At 36.1% G+C, this 19,713-nt stretch carries 19 protein-coding genes and 2 pseudogenes; 9 read left to right on the top strand and 12 right to left on the bottom strand.

Translation table 11 applies throughout. From position 1 onward, the window contains the following. Positions 1-8: 8 nt before the first annotated feature. From EDD70_RS00590 to EDD70_RS00550, 8 genes are all read right to left on the bottom strand, one after another. The gene (locus EDD70_RS00590) at positions 9-521 is read right to left on the bottom strand and encodes a hypothetical protein (RefSeq protein WP_092754029.1); all 513 of its coding nucleotides are present in this window, start codon (positions 519-521) and stop codon (positions 9-11) included. Then, entirely contained in the window at positions 506-2,035 is a 1,530-nt protein-coding gene (locus EDD70_RS00585; RefSeq protein WP_092754031.1) for a TrkH family potassium uptake protein, read from the bottom strand. The genes EDD70_RS00590 and EDD70_RS00585 overlap by 16 nt, the downstream gene beginning before the upstream one ends. Positions 2,036-2,124: 89 nt before the next feature. Further along, the gene (locus tag EDD70_RS00580) at positions 2,125-2,808 is read right to left on the bottom strand and encodes a potassium channel family protein (RefSeq protein ID WP_092754033.1); all 684 of its coding nucleotides are present in this window, start codon (positions 2,806-2,808) and stop codon (positions 2,125-2,127) included. Beyond that, on the bottom strand, positions 2,790-3,461 hold the full coding sequence (locus EDD70_RS00575; protein WP_162840874.1) for a potassium channel family protein: 672 nt from the start codon (positions 3,459-3,461) through the stop codon (positions 2,790-2,792). Before EDD70_RS00575 ends, EDD70_RS00580 begins: the two co-directional genes overlap by 19 nt. Positions 3,462-3,891: 430 nt before the next feature. Then, entirely contained in the window at positions 3,892-4,086 is a 195-nt protein-coding gene (locus EDD70_RS00565) for a Y-family DNA polymerase (protein ID WP_341466716.1), read from the bottom strand. Between the two features lie 655 nt (positions 4,087-4,741). Beyond that, positions 4,742-5,284, bottom strand: a complete 543-nt coding sequence (locus EDD70_RS00560; RefSeq protein WP_092754039.1) for a YcxB family protein — start codon at positions 5,282-5,284, stop codon at positions 4,742-4,744. 107 nt (positions 5,285-5,391) lie between these two features. Continuing rightward, a complete protein-coding gene (locus EDD70_RS00555) occupies positions 5,392-5,886 on the bottom strand; it encodes a hypothetical protein (protein WP_242943117.1) in 495 nt (164 codons plus the stop codon). Positions 5,887-6,390: 504 nt separating this feature from the next. Next, positions 6,391-7,998, bottom strand: a complete 1,608-nt coding sequence (locus tag EDD70_RS00550; RefSeq protein ID WP_092754044.1) for a DUF262 domain-containing protein — start codon at positions 7,996-7,998, stop codon at positions 6,391-6,393. Between the two features lie 291 nt (positions 7,999-8,289). Between EDD70_RS00550 and EDD70_RS00545 the strand changes: the two genes are divergently transcribed. From EDD70_RS00545 to EDD70_RS15085, 8 genes and pseudogenes are all read left to right on the top strand, one after another. After that, the gene (locus EDD70_RS00545) at positions 8,290-8,604 is read left to right on the top strand and encodes an ArsR/SmtB family transcription factor (protein WP_092754046.1); all 315 of its coding nucleotides are present in this window, start codon (positions 8,290-8,292) and stop codon (positions 8,602-8,604) included. Positions 8,605-8,692: 88 nt separating this feature from the next. Beyond that, positions 8,693-9,075 (top strand): annotated as a pseudogene (locus EDD70_RS15095) (permease); the annotation flags it as partial. 161 nt (positions 9,076-9,236) lie between these two features. Next, positions 9,237-9,581, top strand: coding sequence for an ArsR/SmtB family transcription factor (locus tag EDD70_RS15300; RefSeq protein ID WP_205408596.1), 345 nt, complete (start codon positions 9,237-9,239; stop codon positions 9,579-9,581). Then, a complete protein-coding gene (gene arsB / locus EDD70_RS00525; RefSeq protein WP_092754052.1) occupies positions 9,578-10,441 on the top strand; it encodes an ACR3 family arsenite efflux transporter in 864 nt (287 codons plus the stop codon). Before EDD70_RS15300 ends, arsB begins: the two co-directional genes overlap by 4 nt. 48 nt (positions 10,442-10,489) lie before the next feature. Continuing rightward, positions 10,490-11,701 (top strand): MFS transporter, encoded by a 1,212-nt coding sequence (locus EDD70_RS00520; RefSeq protein WP_092754054.1) that lies wholly within the window; start codon positions 10,490-10,492, stop codon positions 11,699-11,701. Positions 11,702-11,763: 62 nt separating this feature from the next. Beyond that, positions 11,764-12,156: an arsenite efflux transporter metallochaperone ArsD gene (gene arsD / locus EDD70_RS00515; protein WP_092754056.1), complete on the top strand. Its 393-nt coding sequence runs from the start codon at positions 11,764-11,766 to the stop codon at positions 12,154-12,156. Next, positions 12,156-13,898 carry an arsenical pump-driving ATPase gene (gene arsA / locus EDD70_RS00510; protein ID WP_092754058.1) on the top strand — a complete coding sequence of 581 codons (1,743 nt, stop codon included), beginning with the start codon at positions 12,156-12,158 and terminating at the stop codon, positions 13,896-13,898. Before arsD ends, arsA begins: the two co-directional genes overlap by 1 nt. A gap of 28 nt (positions 13,899-13,926) precedes the next feature. Beyond that, a pseudogene (locus EDD70_RS15085) lies at positions 13,927-14,200 on the top strand (low molecular weight phosphatase family protein); the annotation flags it as partial. Between the two features lie 392 nt (positions 14,201-14,592). On the opposite strand, the gene EDD70_RS00500 reads toward EDD70_RS15085, so the two are convergent. From EDD70_RS00500 to EDD70_RS00490, 3 genes are all read right to left on the bottom strand, one after another. Then, entirely contained in the window at positions 14,593-15,603 is a 1,011-nt protein-coding gene (locus tag EDD70_RS00500) for a hypothetical protein (RefSeq protein ID WP_092754060.1), read from the bottom strand. Positions 15,604-15,845: 242 nt separating this feature from the next. After that, entirely contained in the window at positions 15,846-16,244 is a 399-nt protein-coding gene (locus EDD70_RS00495) for a VanW family protein (protein WP_092754062.1), read from the bottom strand. 128 nt (positions 16,245-16,372) lie between these two features. Continuing rightward, a complete protein-coding gene (locus tag EDD70_RS00490; protein ID WP_092754064.1) occupies positions 16,373-16,936 on the bottom strand; it encodes a hypothetical protein in 564 nt (187 codons plus the stop codon). Between the two features lie 197 nt (positions 16,937-17,133). On the opposite strand from EDD70_RS00490, the gene EDD70_RS00485 reads away from it, so the two are divergent. Further along, entirely contained in the window at positions 17,134-18,372 is a 1,239-nt protein-coding gene (locus tag EDD70_RS00485; RefSeq protein ID WP_242943143.1) for a HEPN/Toprim-associated domain-containing protein, read from the top strand. A 341-nt stretch (positions 18,373-18,713) separates the two neighbouring features. On the opposite strand, the gene EDD70_RS00480 is transcribed toward EDD70_RS00485, so the two are convergent. Then, entirely contained in the window at positions 18,714-19,475 is a 762-nt protein-coding gene (locus EDD70_RS00480) for a DUF2971 domain-containing protein (protein WP_162840875.1), read from the bottom strand. Positions 19,476-19,713: the final 238 nt, after the last annotated feature.

The raw sequence follows: 19,713 nt of genomic DNA, 5'->3' as shown, positions 1-19,713 counted from the left end.
TGTTTTGCCTAAAAGTGATAAGGCAGTTGAATAATTTTAAATTTATGAATTGTTATTATCGCAGCAATTAGTATAAGAGTTAATATGACAGCACAAACCAGTTTTACAACTAAAATATTTTCTTTAACTACATATCCGTTTTTTATAACCTGCATACTCTCATTATGGATATCGGCTTCACCGCCATGTTCTTTGCAGGCTCTTCTGAATACTCCGGAAACACGAACAATATCACCTTTGTTTTTATAATCGCCATACATTTTAATTTGTTGGGCGTCTTTAGCTTTCATCCAAACACCAATGGCATTTGTACCATCATTTATATTCACCCAGCAATAATTTCCTCTTTCCAATGGTTCACCAACAGCCTCGCCTTCTACCGTTACAGCACTGTTATCCAGTTGTTTTGCATTTTCTATTAAGCTGTTAATGTTCGTAATGTTCACTTGTGCAAACACTTGAATGGGAAATATAAAAAGCAACACAAATACGGCGAAGAAAACTCTTAGTATTTTCTGCATAGTTTCTTAACCCCTTTTATGATAAATCCTATTAAAGCAAATACCGAAATAAACTCCAATCTTCCCATATACATTGCAATGATATAATATATTTTTAGTATATTGGGCATTGATACAGATGTTACGCCAATGGATAAGCCTACATTACCAGTAACAGATGCGGCTTCAAACGCAGAACTACCCAAGGGATATCCACAGAAAATTCCCATAATTGTTCCCACAGCAAACAGCACTATGTAGCAAAGTATAATGATTGCCGAAGACTTCACGCCGCCGTCTTCTAAAACAGAATCTTTAATATGGTGATATTTGTAAACTTTTATGCTGCGTTCAGAAGAAAGAAGTTTTTTAATATCGGCAATGATGGATTTAAACACGATTGCCACTCTCAGCCCTTTAAATCCGCCTGCGGTTGAGCACGCCGAACCACCAATCAGCATTGCTATCGCCATAATCAATACCCCGATATCTCCCCATTCAAGTGCGAATTGCCTTGCATAAATATTGGTAAAACCTGTAGTTGTATGGGCAGATAGAACATTGAATACCACTCTCCTAAAATCGGAAACTGCATCAGGATAAACGTTTGATTTCGCCAGCCATAATAGAATGAGTATGCATGACAACAAAGATGTTATAAAAAAGCTGCGAGTTTCAATATTTTTAACAAATTCTTTTCTGTTGCCCTGCCAAACAGCATAATGAAGCCCAAAGTTAAACGAGCCAAGAACCAAAATTATCAGGCAAATAATTTCATATGCAAAGCTATGATAATACATCATATTTTGAGTCATGGGAGAAAATCCGCCAGTACTCCAAGCAGATGCAAACATATAAAAGCCATGGAATAATGCTGTAATAGGGTTTAACCCAATTATAATACCAGTGACCCAAAGCATAAAAGTTCCTATAGCCAGGTATACCATGCTTATTTTCCAAATTATTTTTGCTGTTCCTACCACATTGGGTACAAGTTCAATATCCTTAGCTTCCCCTACATATAACCTGTATGCGCCGCTTACCTGATTGGATATAAACGAAAGTGCTAAAACAATCATCCCCTGCCCGCCTATAAATGTCAGCAGATGACGCCACATATTTAAACCAACGGATAAATGGTCTAAATCCTGAGTTAACAGCAAGCCTGTGGTTGTAAACCCGCTCATTACATCAAAGCAAGAGTCGAGGAACGATTGCAAATGTCCGCTGAGCCTGTACGGAATTGCACAAAGCATCATCAAAACAATCCAAGTAAATGCAGCTATAATATAGCCGTGTTTCCATAGAGTTGTTGCATTTTGTATTTGAGTCCGCCTGCCAAAAATCATTAATAATATGCCTACAAGCATTGTTATGCAAAAACTAATTATAAAATCGATTAATGGTGCAAATTCTAAACAAACAATTGTAAAGAAAATTGGAATGAGCATTAATAAAGCAGTGCCAAATATAATAACTCCGCTGTAATAGCTTATTATTTCGATATTGCTTGCTGCCTTTTCATTATAATCCATTACGACACCCCTAAAATAATACAGCAATAATAAAGAGTATTAAAAGATACAAAAATGTTCCTATTATTTCTGTAATAAGCCCTAACGTGCTATCCCCTCTTTTTCGCATAACGCATTCCCCCATTACTTGATTTTTCCATGAGACTCTGCAAATTTAAATGGTCTGTAATAAACAATACTGCGTCATTTTCACATATAAGTGTATCGCCTTTGGGATAAGTTGCTTTTTCATTATTGATAATAGAAACTATCACACACTCTTGCAATGCTAAATCTTTTATTTTGCAATTACACCACGGATGATTTTGACTAATAACCACTTCAACAAGAATCATGGAGCCACGCTCAAAAGTTTGTATTACTTTATATTCTTCATTGTCAAGCTCATATTTTATCATATCGGCAATTAAGGCTGTACTGCAAACGATTCTATCTACACCAAGCGCTTTAAACATTGAAATATTTTTGGGGTTATTCACCCTTGCAATCGTCTTTTTAATATTAAAACTAACCTTTGCAATTTGGCAAATAACCATATTTTCTTCATCTGTTCCCGTTACCGCAGCCACAATTTCAGCATTGTTTATTCCTGCGTCGAGCAGTACCTCAGGGTCGGTTCCGTCTCCGCAAATAATATTTGCATCCAGCGTTTCGGCAAGTTTAAAACATGTATTATTCTCTTTTTCAATAAGTACAACATTGTGGTTTCGCTCTTTTACGGTTTTAAGCAGGTTATATCCGATTTTTCCTCCTCCTATAATAATGGCATCCATACGAGTACCTCCTTATGAAATATCTTCAAAAGCTTTTCTTTATCTTTTTTATGTACGGTGCAAATAATGATATCTCCATCTTCAAGTTTCGTGTCTTTATCGGGTATAAAGCACTTATTTTTATTTTTTATATATGAAATATTGCAGGAATATTTTTGTTGTAGATTTTCGACATTTACTTGCGAAATCCCATGATTCACTTCAATTTCAAGAAGCTGATAATTATTATCCAATTCAGCAACCACAGTACAGTTTTCAGAATCGAGCTTATCTATAATTAAATTTGCTCCAAGCTGAACAGGATTGATTGTATGAATACCCAGTTTATCGTATAATTGTTTTCGCTTCGGGTCGTTCACTCTTGCTATAACTTGTGGAACATGATAAATCCTGTTTGCAACCATTGAAACGGTTATATTAATATTGTCATCGGAAGTTACGGCAAGCAAAACGTCTGCTTGCTCTATACCTACACATTTCAAATTGTCGCTGTCAAATTCAATTCCATTCATTATTTTGCCATTAAAGCCACTGCCTAATATTTTTAAACGCTCCATACTACGGTCGATAATGCAAACATCGTGTCCATGGTCGGATAGTTCATATGCTAAATTACTCCCCATCCTACCACAACCAACTATAATTATGTACATTTCAATCACCTTGCTCATAAAAGATATTAAGGTGTTAGCATATCACTAACACCTGCTATTAGACTATCATTTATTTTATAAAGATGGTATTAAGATAATTACAAATGTGTAAATTCCTCATTAAGATTTAAAACATATTTGCCCCCAATAATAAAACAAAACAATTTGCAACTTAGCTGAACCGTCTGACCATGGTAAAAGAGAACGGTGCAGCTACTGCATCTTACACCTACGATGCAAACGGCAACCGCAAAACCTTAACCAATGCCAACGGAACTGCTGCTGATTATACCTATAACGATGCGAATTTGGTTACCGGATTAACAAACAAAAAAGGGACAGCTATACTCAGTTCATACAGCTATTCCTACAATTTGGATGGTAACCAGAGAACCAAAACAGACCATACCGGCAAAACAACGACATACACCTACGATTTGGCGGGTCGTATGACCAAAGAAGCGGAAAGCGGCGGCAATACAATAAGATTGGGGCATTTTTGTTTTGCCTGCCAAATGACATCATCAGTCTTGACATCATATCTTTTGGCAATATAATTTTTTGCTAAGATAATACGGTGAGGCTGTTCAACATCTTCGCCTACCGCTACAGGCTGCCCACGCATTTCAAGACGATGCAGGCACTCCACCGAGGGGTAGAAATTGTTTAAATCCACATGCAGTATTGTTCTATCCATTTTTTTACCTCACAAAAGAACATATGCTATCTGTAAGTCCCCTAGAAAATAGTTTTCAATAATGTTTTGTAATCAGCTCTTATTTTCTTGTATGTATCCATAAGATTGCTTAACAGAAATCCTAACATTGTTCTTTAGTGCAGAAGAATATTTATTTTGGAGAAATACCACTTTTATATATAGTTAAAATTGTCTACTTTGATCTACAAAATTAGTCTTCGTAGATGCTCTAGTTAGATTTTCTATTTCAGTGTATCTTGGTGGACCGATATCGTTAGCAGAAGCAGTAATTTATTTGTCTCAGGTAAAATTTCGTGAATACTACTACTAAGAAAGTTTGGGGTAATGTTTCCTCTACCTTCTTTTATTTGTACTAATTTGTCTTGATTAGAATCATAAATGGTTTTTTCAGTTAAACCTTTGTTGGAATAAGTTATAATGACACGCTCATCATTTAAAGATTCATAACTAACACAGATGTTATTTTAAATTTTTTCAACAGCAATAATATTCTTACAGTTTAAAATCAAGTTTTTAATTAAATTACTTGAATAAACATAATGCGCAATTCATGTCACGATGCTCATTTAATGTAGTTAGTAATCTTAAATTTTTGATTGATAAAATTGATAAAATCCTGTTTGTCAGTTTCTGTTAAAAAAGCTGAAAAAGGAACAATGTATGCCTGAACTGCTGAAAAATAAATATAAACAGCCTTGTCAGTAATACAGAATTTTTGTACGCTAGTATATCTTGTTTTACTCTCAGTAGTGGAGTTTTTATCGCTTATAAAATCATCATCAAATATAAGTGTCCCTTCTTCGGAAAAAGGGAGCTTTCCGTCTTTAGTTAGTTTTTTAATATTCTTTTTCATGCTGATAATGAGCATATTTTTAGAAAATATTATCCACACAATTGATAATATGAATAGTAAGGCTACTTCAATTAGTATTAACTCAAGATCAGCACTAGCAATAAAAAAAATTAATATTGCCAATAAAGATATAATTGGTAACATCATTCTAAAAGTCGTTAAAGATTTTTTTCCTGTGTATGAATTCAATAAATGATATTCATTAAACATTAAATAATCGTTTTCATTAAGCTTGTAGTCTATTTTAATCATGCATTAAATCTCCCGTTAATATAAATAATCTGTACTATTACATTTCTTATTATCTTATGTACTCTGCTATCCACTCATTAAGCGAAGTTCCCGCTGCACATGATCATTCAGCTATCTTTATATCCAGTCCATTTTTTAAAGAACTCCCAATCTCTAACACTTCCATTTTCATTAAGGATATTTAGAAATACTCCATCACCCTTACCAACTTGCCAAATAGCTTGTGCAGAGCCGGGTTTATCAGATATTTTACTATCTCTTATGTATTGAAAGAACTTATCTTTCCCCAGTCCATAATTATTAACAACATATGCGACTAAGTAAATATCGATTGCGTTTGCTCCTAATTCTGAAGTTCTCTTAGATAGGATGTGTTCGCAAAGAATGTATTTCCAATCAATACTATTTGACTGTAACAATTCGTCTTTTATATCTTCAATACAATATGCTTTATAGCTTCGTTTTTCCCATTGCTTTAATTTGGCATCATCACCATTTAACTTTTTTAAACTAACTAACATATTTTTAAGATTGCATACTGTCGGTATCACATTAACATTAATACTTCTACCATTCAGATTGCATGGCAAATAATTTGTCATATTTATAACCATTCCTTTCCGCTACATTACAAGACACAAAAAAGAAATAAAAACTAAGGTTACTGCACTCAGCAATGCTCCTTAAACTTATCGCTTATCTGGACATCATGACTTTGACCATCTGTTGAAAATTTAGCGACAATATAACGCTTTGTTTATTATTTTTTTCACTCCAATATGTAGTGCTACATATGCGATTATTGTTGCAACAACTATTAATTGTAAAAATCGAAAGTATGACATCACAAACAACAATCCTATATGTACACAATAAAACAATAGATAGAGAAAGCTTCCTTTTGCAGGATTATCTATTCCTTTTTTATAATAAAAACCTACTACTGTAAAAGTAATTAAATGCAAAATCGGTTCTGTAAAAAAATTTAACATCGCAGTAGGAATTACTACTTCTGTGCCACTCAAAGATACACATAATGGCAACGAAAGTTTTTCAAATGGATTAGGCAAAATAAAATTTCTAATCAGTAGGCTTAATACGAAACATTAGATGACATTTGTGTTTTCTATGTAACCGAAAGTTAGACGATAATGATAAAAAAATGTTTTACTTAGTTGGAGGTTACCTATATAATTGCAGTTTTCTATAAATTCGGTAATTTTGTCTTCAGGCACTCCTGTGGCTGCCAACTTTTTAGGGGCAAATTCGCTTTTGGGGAACATATGATCAATATGAAAATTATGTCTAAAATCTGCCCAAGGGTACAAAATTGATAAAATTACCAACGTATCACCTTGACCATATTTTGAATAAAGCAAATTATTTATATCATCTTCGCTAAATTGCAAAGCCCTGTTTGTCCCCTTGAAACGTTCAACAATTTTATCCAGTGGAAATCCGCTGGAGCTGTACTGTTTTATAATATCTCGAACCGGCTTAAGTACTCCGTCTGGTGCAAAACTAAATACACGCTTTAGCAGAGAAGATACAAACCATCGTTTAATTTTTTGCCTGTCCTCAATTTTAGATGTAGAAACATCAAAATTATTAGGAAGCCCAATGGTTTTCAAATAATACGCTATCGGTATGACAAGATTGTTGGACGTAATGTTTTCACGACTGAATCCAAAACTGCTGATTAAAGTAAGCGCATCACGAATAGCTTTGGTGATATTATCCCACTGGCTTTCTATTTTCAGCATATTAGTACGATTGAAGTTATCAACTTTGAAACTAATATCTTCAATGTCACATAACACCAAGCATGCTTTCAAAACAATGTCTTTATTTATGTTGAAACCATGCCCAATTTCGTTTATCTCATCGACAAAATCATTTATTTCTTCACGAGCATCCCTATTTTCCCATTGTGCTGTTGCAAACGACAGCAACAAATCTGAGTAGCTAAGCGTTGTTCCTCCACTGTTAACGCGAATAAATATGTTCAATACCTTGTCAAGCTCGGTACTTTGCTCCAAGTAATAGCTGATAATGGGATTTACATGGATGACTTTATGTAATTTAAACAGTGCACGATTTGCAAATTTCCCTTTTTCCTTATCAGTATTTAACAAAATACCCGACTCAAGTAAATAGTCATTTACTTCATCTTGTTCTTTTAAATCCAGAATATTTCCAACAGGGAACCAATGATGTGTGTCGTCTTTCTCGTTGGATTCAGTATCAGTTAAAAAGTCAAAATCAAATTCGCAATCTCCACTTTCTGGTTTTGAAAGCAGATTTAGATATAATCTTTTTTTCGGATAGGCCTGAGGATTGTCCCAGCGTTTATAAGATAATTTACTTGCATACGTTCCTTTTAGAGCAATATACAATGAAGTCAAACGTTGCTGACCGTCCAGAACAGCCATTACATCGTCAGTACCACTGATATTAGCCTTTGGATTATGCGTATTATCCTTTTGATGATAATCTCGCAAAAATTCATAAAATTTAAATTCCGATGCTTTATGTTTCGGGATTTTCCAGAAAAGAAATGCATTTATAGGATAGTCACGCATTAAACTGTCAAAAAGTGTTTTAATCTGTTCCTGACTCCACACGAATTCTCTTTGTATGGATGGGAGCAGATATTTTTTTGCATGTATATCGGTTATAACTTCGTTTATTGTAAGCGGTGTTTGAAATGACATAAATCTTAATTCTCCATTATAATTATAAATTTAATTTTCTGAATCTCGCATTATGGTACTAATATTGACTTACGAAATCATTGCTTAAAGGTTCTAGCTTATAACATACATTATTATCATACCATCACCACAAATAGAAATCTATAACTAATATAACAAAATAATACAGCGTATTTCTACATGCTTTAACACAGCTATTTATTTGGCTAGTAACTATGTAATTTTATCACATTGACAAATATCAATTTAATGCATAATATATATATAAATAAATATGAAATAAGTGAGGTTATGAAGACAAGTTATGATGTGACAGCAGAAGTGTTTAAAGCATTATGCGATCCGAATAGATTAATTGTGTTAGAACTTCTGCAAACAGGCGAAAAATGTGCTTGTATGCTACAGGAAGAACTTAATATCAGTCAGCCAACATTATCCTATCATATGAAAGTTTTGTGCGACTCTGGCATAGTTCAAAGTCGTAAAGAAGGTAAGTGGACTCATTATTCTTTATCAGAAGATGGATGTAAGAATGCAATGAAATTGTTACAACAAATAACAGCAGTATCACCTGTAAGTAAACGTAATAGTTGTTCCTGCCGATAAGCCATCTGTAAGAAGATGGCTTATCAATAGAATAATAAATCGACACAATTAGATTTATAAATGTGACTAGAAAAAGTATGATATTACAATGCAAATAATAGAATCTATATGGCTGTTCTTTCAAAATCAAGTTTTAGGAATGAAATGGCTCAACACACTGATTGGGAACTTGCTTTCTACAATAGAACTAGATATTACACAACGTGTTGGCGGTAGCATTCAATTTCTTTGTATGAAACGGTTAAGATTTTCGTGATGCTCTCTGTTTTGTTTTTCATCATTTCTTATATTTAAAGCTATTACCCACCGGAAAGAACAAAGAAGATTTTAGGGCGGTTCGATGGTGTTACTGCAAACTGCTTGGCAGCTTTACTCTCTCTTGTTGATTTGTGTTCGCTTATCTTACTTATGAACGTATTCGGTGCAAAAATAGCAATTGCGGATGTTATTGTTGGGCTCATTCTTGCCGTAAGAAATGTTGACATTGATGTGTGTAAAAAGCCAGTACCGCTGTGCTGCGGAAATTGTATTGAAATAAAAATAAATTAAAAGCCATTGTAGCAAATGGCTTTTGGTTAGCATAGTATATGCGTATATGCTCATATAGTGTTGTATTAGGGGGGGGTGGGTATGTGGTCGATATATTAAAAGCACTTGCAGATGAAACCAGATTGCGTATATTCGCACAGATGCTGAAGGGCGATATGTGCGTTTGTGAAATTGAAGAGTGCTTAGGATTAACACAGTCTAATGCTTCCAGACATTTAACTGTGTTGAAAAAGGCAGGTGTTTTGGATAGTTACAAGAAAGCGCAATGGGCATATTACAAAGTAAGTGAGTCTTTTGCAATCGACAATGAAGAGTTATTTGCTTATCTGAAAAGAAGACTCGCAAATATTCCGTGTTATCAAGTAGACTGTAAAAACTATAATAAGTGCAAGAAATCAAATTTGTGTAACTGTATAAAATACAAATGATGAAAGTAGATTTTCAAAGCATTAAAAACGTTGGTAAAAATCCCAAGGGATTATATGTTACCTGGATTGCAAATTGGCTTATTAAACCTTTTACAATGTATGTTTTAGCGTCATTTTTCCTGTATATAGTTTTTAAAAACTTTATTACCCCTGATCTTGCAAAACAGTACCTTGCAGGAGCGGTACTTCTTGGTTCAGCACCGTGTACGGCAATGGTCTTTGTATGGAGTGCATTAACCAAAGGTGACCCTGCCTATACAGTAGTACAGGTAGCGACAAACGACCTTATTATTTTAGTCGCATTTGTACCAATTGTTAAATTCTTGTTAGGCGTTAGTAATGTATCGGTTCCGTGGGATACATTAATTTTGTCTGTGATACTGTTCGTTGTGATTCCCCTTGCAGGAGGTATTCTCACGAGACTTCTTGTTACTAAGCGAAAAGGGCTGGAGTATTTTGAAAAACAATTTTTACCAAAGTTTTACAATGCGACTACTTTAGGTCTGCTACTAACACTAATATTGTTGTTTGCGTTTCAAGGGGAAGTTTTCCTTAATAATCCATTGCACATTGTTCTCATAGCAGTGCCGCTCACTATCCAGACTTTTATTATTTTCTTTATCTCATACTTACCCTGTAAATGGCTAAAGTTACCTCATAATATTGCAGCTCCGGCAGGAATGATTGGGGCGTCTAACTTCTTTGAACTTTCAGTTGCTGTTGCAATCGCATTGTTCGGCACAACCTCCCCTGCCGCTCTTGCTACTACTGTAGGAGTTTTAACAGAAGTACCAATCATGCTGATTCTCGTAAAAATAGCAAATAACACAAAGCACTGGTTTCCAAAAGAAACTATATGAAATTAAGAAGGTCTTAGTGCGAAAAAAATATTGAGGAGGAAAGCTACCGTGCCCCAAAACTGGAAGACAAAATTCATATTGCTGTGGTCGGGGCAAGCGGTGTCTATTCTGACCAGTTCTATTTTACAGATGGCAATTGTGTGGTATCTGACTGAAAAAACCGGCTCGGCAGCAATTCTTTCTTTTGCTACTCTTATTGGTTTCCTTCCTCAAGCAATTTTAGGTACATTTATCGGTGTATATATAGATCGCTATAACCGAAAAACAATTATGATATTATCTGATTTGTTTATTGCAGGAGCAAGTCTAATTTTGGTAGTGGTAGGCTTTTGGGGAGAAATTCCTATTTGGCTTATTATCGTGGTTCTGTTTATACGTTCTATTGGCACAGCCTTTCACTATCCGTCTTTGCAAGCTGTAACACCACTGATAGTTCCAAAAGATCAGCTAACTAAATATGCAGGCTACTCACAAAGTTTTGAGTCTGTCTCTATGGTGGCAAGTCCAGCTATATCAGCTGTACTATTTGGGCTATGGGATCTAAATATTATCATTTTACTCGATGTTTTTGGAGCTATGTTTGCAGTGTTTATGCTCTGCATTGTGGAAATTCCTAAACTGACTGCGCGAGCTGAATGTGCAACTCCTCATGTAATAAAAGAAGTACGGGAAGGTTTATCCATACTGAACAAAGAGCCCGGAACGACCGCCCTATTAGCAATAAGTGCTTTATATGCTGTAATATATTTCCCTATCGGCACATTATATCCACTAATCACAATGACCTATTTTGGCGGAACTTTTACCCAGTCCAGTGTTGTTGAGGTTGTTTTTTCTTTTGGTATGCTGACGGGCTCCTTGTTACTTGGTATTTTAGGTAGAAAAATAAACAAGATAAGGGCTATTTCAGGTTCTATTGCCGTCTATGGAGCAGGCGTTTTGTTGACAGGACTTCTGCCTCCAAATGGATTTTATGTGTTTATAATACTTTCTGCTATTATGGGAGTATCTGTTCCGTTCTACACTGGTGTAGAAATCTCCATTTTACAAATGAAAATAAAAGAAGAATATCTAGGACGTATTTTATCTCTTTCAGCAAGCATTAGTATGGTGGCAATGCCTTTAGGTCTTGTGCTTTCCGGAACTTTTGCTGAGGTAATCGGAGTAGAAAAATGGTTTTTATTTTCTGGAATATTTACCCTGATTCTTGCAGTAGTTTCGTTAATAATTCCATCGTTAAAACATTGCTGCGACAATTAATTTAAGGCTTTTATCCAATTGACTATCAACATAAAACAATCAACAATTAAGGAGGTCTTTCTATGAAAAAAATGATTATCTATGAGCCGGCGATGTGCTGTTCTACCGGCCTTTGCGGGGTTTCTGTTGACCCACAGCTGCTTAGAATTTCCACCGTACTCAGCAGCTTAAACAAAAATGGTATTAAGGTTGTTCGCTATAATCTCTCCAGTGCTCCGCAGGAGTTCGTGAAAAACACAGAAGTCAATAAATTGATGTCTGTTGGGGGCGTTGAAGTGCTTCCGATTACCGTTTTAGACGGTGAGATTGTAAAAAAAGGCAGTTACCCCACCAACGATGAGCTGGCTCGGCTTTTGAATGTACCCAAAAATTATTTGGGTGTTGAAGCCGCAAAAGTAAAAGTCACACCTAAAAAGAATGATGGCGGCTGTAATTGCAAAGGTGGTTGTTGCTAATGGAAAAAAACTTTAATCCGCAAAAAATAGCATTGACAAAGTATCTGTTTTATACAGGCAAAGGCGGAGTTGGCAAAACTTCTATCGCTTGTGCTACGGCAGTAACTCTTGCAGATAGCGGGAAAAAGGTGCTGTTAATCAGCACTGACCCTGCTTCTAACTTGCAGGATGTGTTTAATACAGAGCTTAATGGAAAAGGGACACCCATTCAAGATGTTGCTAATTTGGTAGTTGCCAATCTCGACCCTATTCAGTCTGCTGCTGAATATCGTGAAAGTGTCATTGCTCCTTACCGTGGCAAATTACCGGATGTTGTTCTGAAGAATATGGAAGAACAGCTTTCAGGTTCCTGCACAGTGGAGATTGCAGCTTTCAACGAGTTTTCTAACTTTATTACAGACAAGGCAATAGCCCACGCATACGATCACATTATCTTTGATACTGCACCTACCGGGCATACTCTTAGGATGTTGCAGCTGCCATCTGCATGGAGCAATTTCATCAGCGAAAACACGCATGGCGCTTCCTGCCTTGGTCAGCTATCCGGTTTAGAGGATCGAAAAAAGATATATAAAAACGCTGTGTCCACTTTAGCTGATGGCAAGATGACAACGCTTATTTTGGTTTCTCGTGCCGAGGGTGCACCACTAAAAGAAGCAAACAGGGCATCGGCAGAACTGCGAGAGCTTGGTGTGAACAATCAAGTATTGGTCATCAACGGCGTGCTTACCAATTTTGATGATCCGATATCTGAAGGTCTGTTCCGTAAGCAACAAAAGGCATTATCAGAAATGCCCGACAGCTTAAAGCAGATAGTAACATACCAAATTCCTCTCAGAGCCTATAACATCATGGGACTATCTAATATCCGCGCTTTGCTTACATTGGATAAGTATTTCATAAGTGAGGAAATTTTGCATGCAAGTGTTGTTCCTCAGCTTAAAGATGTGATTGAGGATATTCATCATACAGGTAAGAAAGTTATCTTTACAATGGGCAAAGGCGGTGTAGGAAAAACGACAGTAGCTGCCGCTATTGCATTGGGCTTGGCACATAAAGGTGTAAAGGTTCATTTGACAACCACTGACCCCGCGGCCCACCTTAAATATGTAATTGATGAGCAGCCCAACATCTCTATGAGCCATATTGATGAACAAGAAGTTCTAGCAAAGTACAGAGAAACTGTATTAGCTAAGGCTAGAGAAAATAACCTGAATGAGGATGACATTGCCTATATTGAAGAAGATCTTCGTTCCCCTTGCACACAGGAAATTGCTGTTTTTCGTGCCTTTGCAGATATTGTGGAAAGGGCAGAAAAACAAGTTGTTGTGATTGACACAGCACCCACAGGGCATACGCTACTCTTGCTTGATTCTACCCAAAGCTATCACAAGGAAGTACAGCGCACCATGGGCGATACGCCTGAATCTGTGAAAAAGCTGCTGCCGAAGCTTCGTGATGCCGAGCAAACAGAGGTTATTATTGTTACATTGGCGGAGACTACGCCAGTGTTTGAAGCGATGCGTTTGGAAGAGGATTTACATCGCGCTGGTATCCACAGCAAATGGTGGGTTATCAATTCTTCTCTTTACGCAACCGATACAAAAAATCAGATGCTTAGAGCAAAAGCAAGCAACGAAATACAGTGGATTAATAAAGTTGGAGATCATGCAAAGGGAAACTTTGCTGTAATTCGATGGAGCAGCGAGGAAATAAAAGGAGATAAACTGCTGGAACTGTAGTTAAGTCCATAATTCCTGCCGCAGTCAAATTGCAGAAGCATTGGGCAAACACCTTGCCGGAAATGTGTTGGACTGTTATTCTGCAGGTGCAGAAAGGCAACCTCAAATCAATCAAGATGCTGTACGCCTGATGAAACAACTTTATGGCATCGACAGAACATACTCAATGCTCTAAGCTCATTTCAGAAATTCCACCTATCGATATTGTGATAACTATGGGGTGCAACGTTACGCACCTGTTTTTACCATGTAAATATAGAGAAGATTGGGGATTGAATGATTCAGCTGGTAAGGATGATGAATAAAGTTCTTGAAATAAGTCTTAAAGCTAAATATATTATCATTTTAGGAAATAAATGATAGACTTTCCGTATAAGGTATATCAAAGATAAGATTAAGAAAGGATCATCAACCGACAACATAGCAATTATTATTTTATAATATTATGCGTTAATTGATGTCACGTGAAGGCGGAGGATTGAAGTAACCTGATTATAAAGGCTTTCGGGAGACGAAGACCCCAAAGAATGCATAGAAAAACAATAATCCATAGCTACCTCAACAAAGATAGCTATGGATTATTGAGTTCATATATAAATAATTGGTTCTGAGGCTTAGGTATGTCATAAACATAATGCGCAATTCATGTCACTACAGATAATTCTCAATTAAATAAAATTGAGAATAAAACACTTCACTTGGAAACAACCCTGTCTTTCAGTCGCGCGATAATGGAAGCATTACCACTTTGCCAGGTGCCGGTACAGTTGTAGTTCCATTCACCACCAGACAGTAATACCGTATCGGAATAGTTCTTTGTTATGCGAATAGGGGTGAGTTGTTTGTCTGGAGAATACAGAAACAGATTAACAGCGCCACCCTGCCAGTTCCCTGTTACTTCAAATTCCAGCAGCTGATCCGCTTTCGCCATAAAATCGGCGGTATATGTCATTCTTGTCTGGTTGTTCCCGCCAAGGTTTAAGACAACTGTTCCATCTGCGGTTTCGGTAATAGGATCGGGGTATACAAAACTACCGTCTCCAGGATCAGGAATCTGCATATCCTCCTGCCGGTTAGCCAGATACAGATAACTCCCATCTGCCCAAAGCCGGATATCCAGGACACCATATGCTGTTGTTTGATTGTAGCTGTTGACGATACAATATTCCAAATGCAGGATATCTTCCTCTTGCTGCGCATTGACCGCATATGCACCCCACGCGCCTCCAAGTCCCATTTCAACTACATACGCCTTTTTTCCATTGTCATAATTGCTAGACTTTCGAGTTTCTTCCGCAGTCATGCCAAAATAATCAGCTGTATAATTCTCCACATCTTCTGCGGGATAGAGATACTGTTGGTTTACAAGATATTTTTCTCGCAGAACCGGGTTGCCAATCATTTTAATTTCATATGTTGTAATGACGCTGTCTGGATCCAACTCCGCCGGCGACGACCACGGAACTCCTATAACAGTTGTGAGGCCCAGTGGGTTCAGGTACACTTTCTCCAGCAGATTAAGGTTGGTGCAATCGATTAAAGGAACAGGTTGGTTTGTTTTCATCTGTGTTTCCTGTTTCACTTCTTCCTGTCGACTTTCAATTGACCCGAAGCAGCTTTCCTGCTGTGACGTTTTTTGATCACTTTCTGTACAGGATGTTAACATCAATAGTACGATTACAGCAATATAAACTAATCTCTTCATAATTGCTTCACTCCATCCCATATATTGTTAAAAATCACCACCTTCCGTGTAGGCGGTAACCCTAATCATGAATAAGTACAAAACATTTCAATGCTCAATTCTTTGGTTAATTATTATTAATTACTCTTCTTGTATTTTGTTAATAGCAATATATAGCGACTAAGCTGGATGAGTACCATCACTTACAAACTTATTTGAGTGAGCTAAATGCTCTTTCAAGTAAAGAAATAGTAAATTCATACTCATTCAGTACGTTCTATCAAGAGATTATCCGTATCATACATAACTTTTGCATGATTTCTTTTAATCAACTCTTTTGTCAAAAGCTTACCTGTTTTCTTATCAAAACATTCTCTATAGATACAGTTGTTGCGAAATATTCCGCCCTGCTCTTTGGAGAAAAATTCTTCTTTCACTTTGATATGATAATTGAATGGAAGCTCCTTATCGGTTCGTAGTTCCCCACACAGATATTCTGACATAGTATAGACGATGAGCTGAAAGACGTTCTCAGTTGTATTTTTAAAGCAGTAATCAAGATAGTTGTACATGATAGAAGTCCCCACTCCAAAAGGGACCTGCCTGCCATAATCCGGGAACAAATCCATCCCGTCATGATGATGATGTTCCACAATTTGCATAGGCGTATGTAGTCAGATAAATCTTGCCAGCAATCTTGTTATCGATCAAATGAGATTTGGTCTTACTGGCGGATTGAAACGATTTTTCTAGGAGTTAGAGACTCTGCTGAACGTCATTGCTTTTTTATTTAGTGATAGAGACCTCTGATGTTTACATGTTTATATGTTTGGTATGTATTGCCTTCACTCATTTTCCAACCGTTGTCAGTTTGTTCAATTCGGCACATAAAACCATAAACATTAGTTTTTCTTTTTAGTGCAACAAAACCTTCTATGCAAAAGGATTGACAGTTAATAAGCAGCTCTCGTTCTTTTGGGGATTTGAAGTAGTAGCCTATCGCTAAAGCAACTTTACCATTTTTCGTAATTTTTGTGTAATTATTAGGCATGAGAGCTTTGTGCATTAGATTTCGATTGATCTTACACAATATCGCATTATCCGTTCGAATTGCCACACATTGAATATAAAACTTAAAATATGGATCACTGAATTTGTTTTCGAAACTTAGTTCTATTTCTGTCCTACCATATCCATAGTCATTACAATTTAAAGAATAATAATTAAGCTCATCCAATTCGGAATATGGGATATCTTTAGCCAATACAACACGACATCCTGATAAAACCAAGGCCTTACCTTCACTGGTAGGGACATCAGGAAGATTCACATTGAAAAGTGTCGTATCTAACAAATTAATCAACTCCTTTGAAATAATGTTGTAAACATATTGGGAAATTATATATTAGCATTTCAGATAACTGGAAATATATATATGACCATAAAGCTGGAGAAACTTGCAGGCGTATAGAACATTACTATATTTGAGCAAAGTAAGGTGGTATAATATAGCATATAAGAAAGACTATTGGAGATGATTTTTTGGATTCGATGATAACACTTGGGATTGGACAAATGGAAATAGATTGGGGAAAAAATAGTTCGTATAAAGACCATTCTGCTCTTTTCCAACTGTCTGACATAAAACAGATTCCTTATTATTATGTGGATACAGACACGGAAAGGCCTATTGTTAAAATGAGAGAAGGGGTTTCCAGAAAGCTTAAAAACATGAAATCTCGCTTAGACCTACTTGGATATGATATAGCTTCAATTCGAGAACGGTTTATGGAAATTGTTAGGGAGCATGAAGACCATAGTTGCACCGTCATGTTGTCATTTGATACTTTTTACAATGCATTTAAAGAAATTAATGTTTCTGAAGCAAATACTGTGAAATACGAAGTTGAAGGGTTTGAAAATGGGTACGATCTAGGCGAATACGTCTCGGAATGCATCTTGAAAATCCCTGACATAAAGGACAAGCTCTTTGGTGAATTTCCAAACGATGATTTTGAACGGAGGTCTTTAATTAATGATTTAGCAATTTTTTTAGAAAATATGGATCCATATATAACGCTTAGAATTTTAGCAGAGAATCCCGCAAATCTTGATTTAGAAGTACAATGGAATTTTTCCGAAGCAATTGATTGCGGTTGGGCTAATCGGATTGACTTACTTAAAGAAATAGATCCGAAAAGCCGAGTGCTTATCGTCACTGAGGGTTCGAGCGACTCTTTTATTCTGAAAAAGGCTATCGAAGAGATATCGCCTGACATATCCGATTTCTTTGACTTTGTGGATATGAAAGAGAATTACCCTTTTACTGGAACTGGAAGTTTGTATAATTTTTGCATGGGTTTATGTCGAATCAATATTCAAAATAATATTATAGTAGTTTTTGATAATGACACCGCCGGTGTAGAAAAGTATAAGCAAGCGGAGTTGCTTAAAAAGCCATCATCACTTCTAATCACAAAACTACCCGACCATCCCGACTTTTGTAGTATGCAAACCGTCGGACCTCAAGGAAATACAATAGGAAATATAAACGGAAAAGCTGTAGCCATAGAGTGTTTTCTTGATTTTCACAGTCTTCCTCAAAATCCCTATATTAGATGGACTGCATACAATCGGTGTGAAAAGGAATATCAAGGAGAGCTTGAAAATAAGGACGAATATGTTCGAGTGTTCAAGCAAGCTAACCTCACAAACGCTTCTTATAATAGTAGCAAACTAGAGTATTTAATTGAATATCTACTTCAACAGTGGATATTCAGAAAGCAGTAGAATCTTCAACCCGCCTGGTACCAAGGCGGGTTTTCTTATGTCTGAAATTAGGTGGTGACAAAAATATAAACATATGCTTTCCGCCGTATCTGTAATAGTCAAGATATAATAGCCCGAAACGACAGTGAGAATTGACCCACTTAGAAAAAACGGCTACCATTACTAAGAGAACAGTCATGGAGAAAAGCTGGACGCATACAAACCGCTGCTCCATGAAGTTTATGAGTCAGGGGATTTTCAATTATTTGACGTGTTTCACAAACTATTCCAGAATATTAACCGCTGACCTGTCCTTGGGTAAACATAATGCGAACTTTAAAAATTTAGATAAATAGCTTTGCTCATCGTATTTTTCCTTCGAGATTACTATTAATAAAACTTTCGCCATTAAAATTTGGCAAATAACTTTTCACAACTGATACGATAATATTTTTTTGCTCTTTGTCCATAAATGGATTGAAAATTATTTTCATATTCAATAATGATTCGTCCGGAATCTTACAAAAAACATAATTAAAATCGGGGTAATTATATCCTATGTCATCTCTTGAGCATCCTTGTTGAAAAATTCTAGACGGATGTTTCCTCACGACATCAACATAACATCTCACTCTGGTCTCTTGTTCATATTCCCAAACTTTTGTTTTTGCAAAACCTAGACAAGTATTAACCTGACTTGGCGAGTTACCACCAAAATCAAAATCCTTTTTAAGTCTTTCTAAATTATTAACATACAACACATCTAACAAAACACACTCTCTAACTTCCCACCTATCGTTTAATATGTAATTACTAATTTGCTCTAAAAAATCTAAATTTTCAAACAATAATGCGACACCATTTTGATTACTAGCATATATTTTCCACATTGGAATTGATTCGTTTTGTTCATGACAAAAACAAAGTGTAAAAATTTTATTTTTATATAGTGAGTCAACACGTTCACTTTCAATAGGGTCATTAACTAATTTTAATTCTGAAAGCCTAAATGTTTTGTTTGCAAGTATTTTAGCAAGTGAATCAAGATTTGTATAATGCAGGTATTTATTATGATCTTTTGCTTTCCTTTTCATTTCCGAATAATTCTGTTCTCCAATATTCATTACACATCTCGCCCTCATATTTTCTGTGGATATTGAATTGAATTCCTATGTATTTACATTGTACTAAAGCCAGCCTACTTAACGTACCAAAATGTGTTTTAGCTCTTGCTTACATGCAACAATCCTTTGTAAATTAAGTTTGCGAAAGTGAAAAGATACTTTCTCCATAGTCGCGCAACTCCTACCGCGGTTTCGTGCTATAAATTATCCAACTGCGAAATCCATTTCACTTGCAATA

The organism is Hydrogenoanaerobacterium saccharovorans (assembly GCF_003814745.1).
Lineage (GTDB): Bacteria > Bacillota > Clostridia > Oscillospirales > Ruminococcaceae > Hydrogenoanaerobacterium > Hydrogenoanaerobacterium saccharovorans.
The sequence above is the reverse complement of the archived record's forward strand: the minus strand, read 5'-3'. Positions and strand labels throughout refer to the sequence as shown.

Excerpts from the sequence above, each read along its gene's own strand:
- EDD70_RS00590 (WP_092754029.1), bottom strand. The coding sequence starts at position 521 with ATGCAGAAAATACTAAGAGTTTTCTTCGCCGTATTTGTGTTGCTTTTT.
- EDD70_RS00585 (WP_092754031.1), bottom strand. The coding sequence starts at position 2,035 with ATGGATTATAATGAAAAGGCAGCAAGCAATATCGAAATAATAAGCTAT.
- EDD70_RS00580 (WP_092754033.1), bottom strand. The coding sequence starts at position 2,808 with ATGGATGCCATTATTATAGGAGGAGGAAAAATCGGATATAACCTGCTT.
- EDD70_RS00575 (WP_162840874.1), bottom strand. The coding sequence starts at position 3,461 with ATGTACATAATTATAGTTGGTTGTGGTAGGATGGGGAGTAATTTAGCA.
- EDD70_RS00565 (WP_341466716.1), bottom strand. The coding sequence starts at position 4,086 with ATGCGTGGGCAGCCTGTAGCGGTAGGCGAAGATGTTGAACAGCCTCAC.
- EDD70_RS00560 (WP_092754039.1), bottom strand. The coding sequence starts at position 5,284 with ATGATTAAAATAGACTACAAGCTTAATGAAAACGATTATTTAATGTTT.
- EDD70_RS00555 (WP_242943117.1), bottom strand. The coding sequence starts at position 5,886 with ATGACAAATTATTTGCCATGCAATCTGAATGGTAGAAGTATTAATGTT.
- EDD70_RS00550 (WP_092754044.1), bottom strand. The coding sequence starts at position 7,998 with ATGTCATTTCAAACACCGCTTACAATAAACGAAGTTATAACCGATATA.
- EDD70_RS00545 (WP_092754046.1), top strand. The coding sequence starts at position 8,290 with ATGAAGACAAGTTATGATGTGACAGCAGAAGTGTTTAAAGCATTATGC.
- arsB (WP_092754052.1), top strand. The coding sequence starts at position 9,578 with ATGATGAAAGTAGATTTTCAAAGCATTAAAAACGTTGGTAAAAATCCC.
- arsD (WP_092754056.1), top strand. The coding sequence starts at position 11,764 with ATGAAAAAAATGATTATCTATGAGCCGGCGATGTGCTGTTCTACCGGC.
- arsA (WP_092754058.1), top strand. The coding sequence starts at position 12,156 with ATGGAAAAAAACTTTAATCCGCAAAAAATAGCATTGACAAAGTATCTG.
- EDD70_RS00500 (WP_092754060.1), bottom strand. The coding sequence starts at position 15,603 with ATGAAGAGATTAGTTTATATTGCTGTAATCGTACTATTGATGTTAACA.
- EDD70_RS00495 (WP_092754062.1), bottom strand. The coding sequence starts at position 16,244 with ATGCAAATTGTGGAACATCATCATCATGACGGGATGGATTTGTTCCCG.
- EDD70_RS00485 (WP_242943143.1), top strand. The coding sequence starts at position 17,134 with ATGATAACACTTGGGATTGGACAAATGGAAATAGATTGGGGAAAAAAT.
- EDD70_RS00480 (WP_162840875.1), bottom strand. The coding sequence starts at position 19,475 with ATGAATATTGGAGAACAGAATTATTCGGAAATGAAAAGGAAAGCAAAA.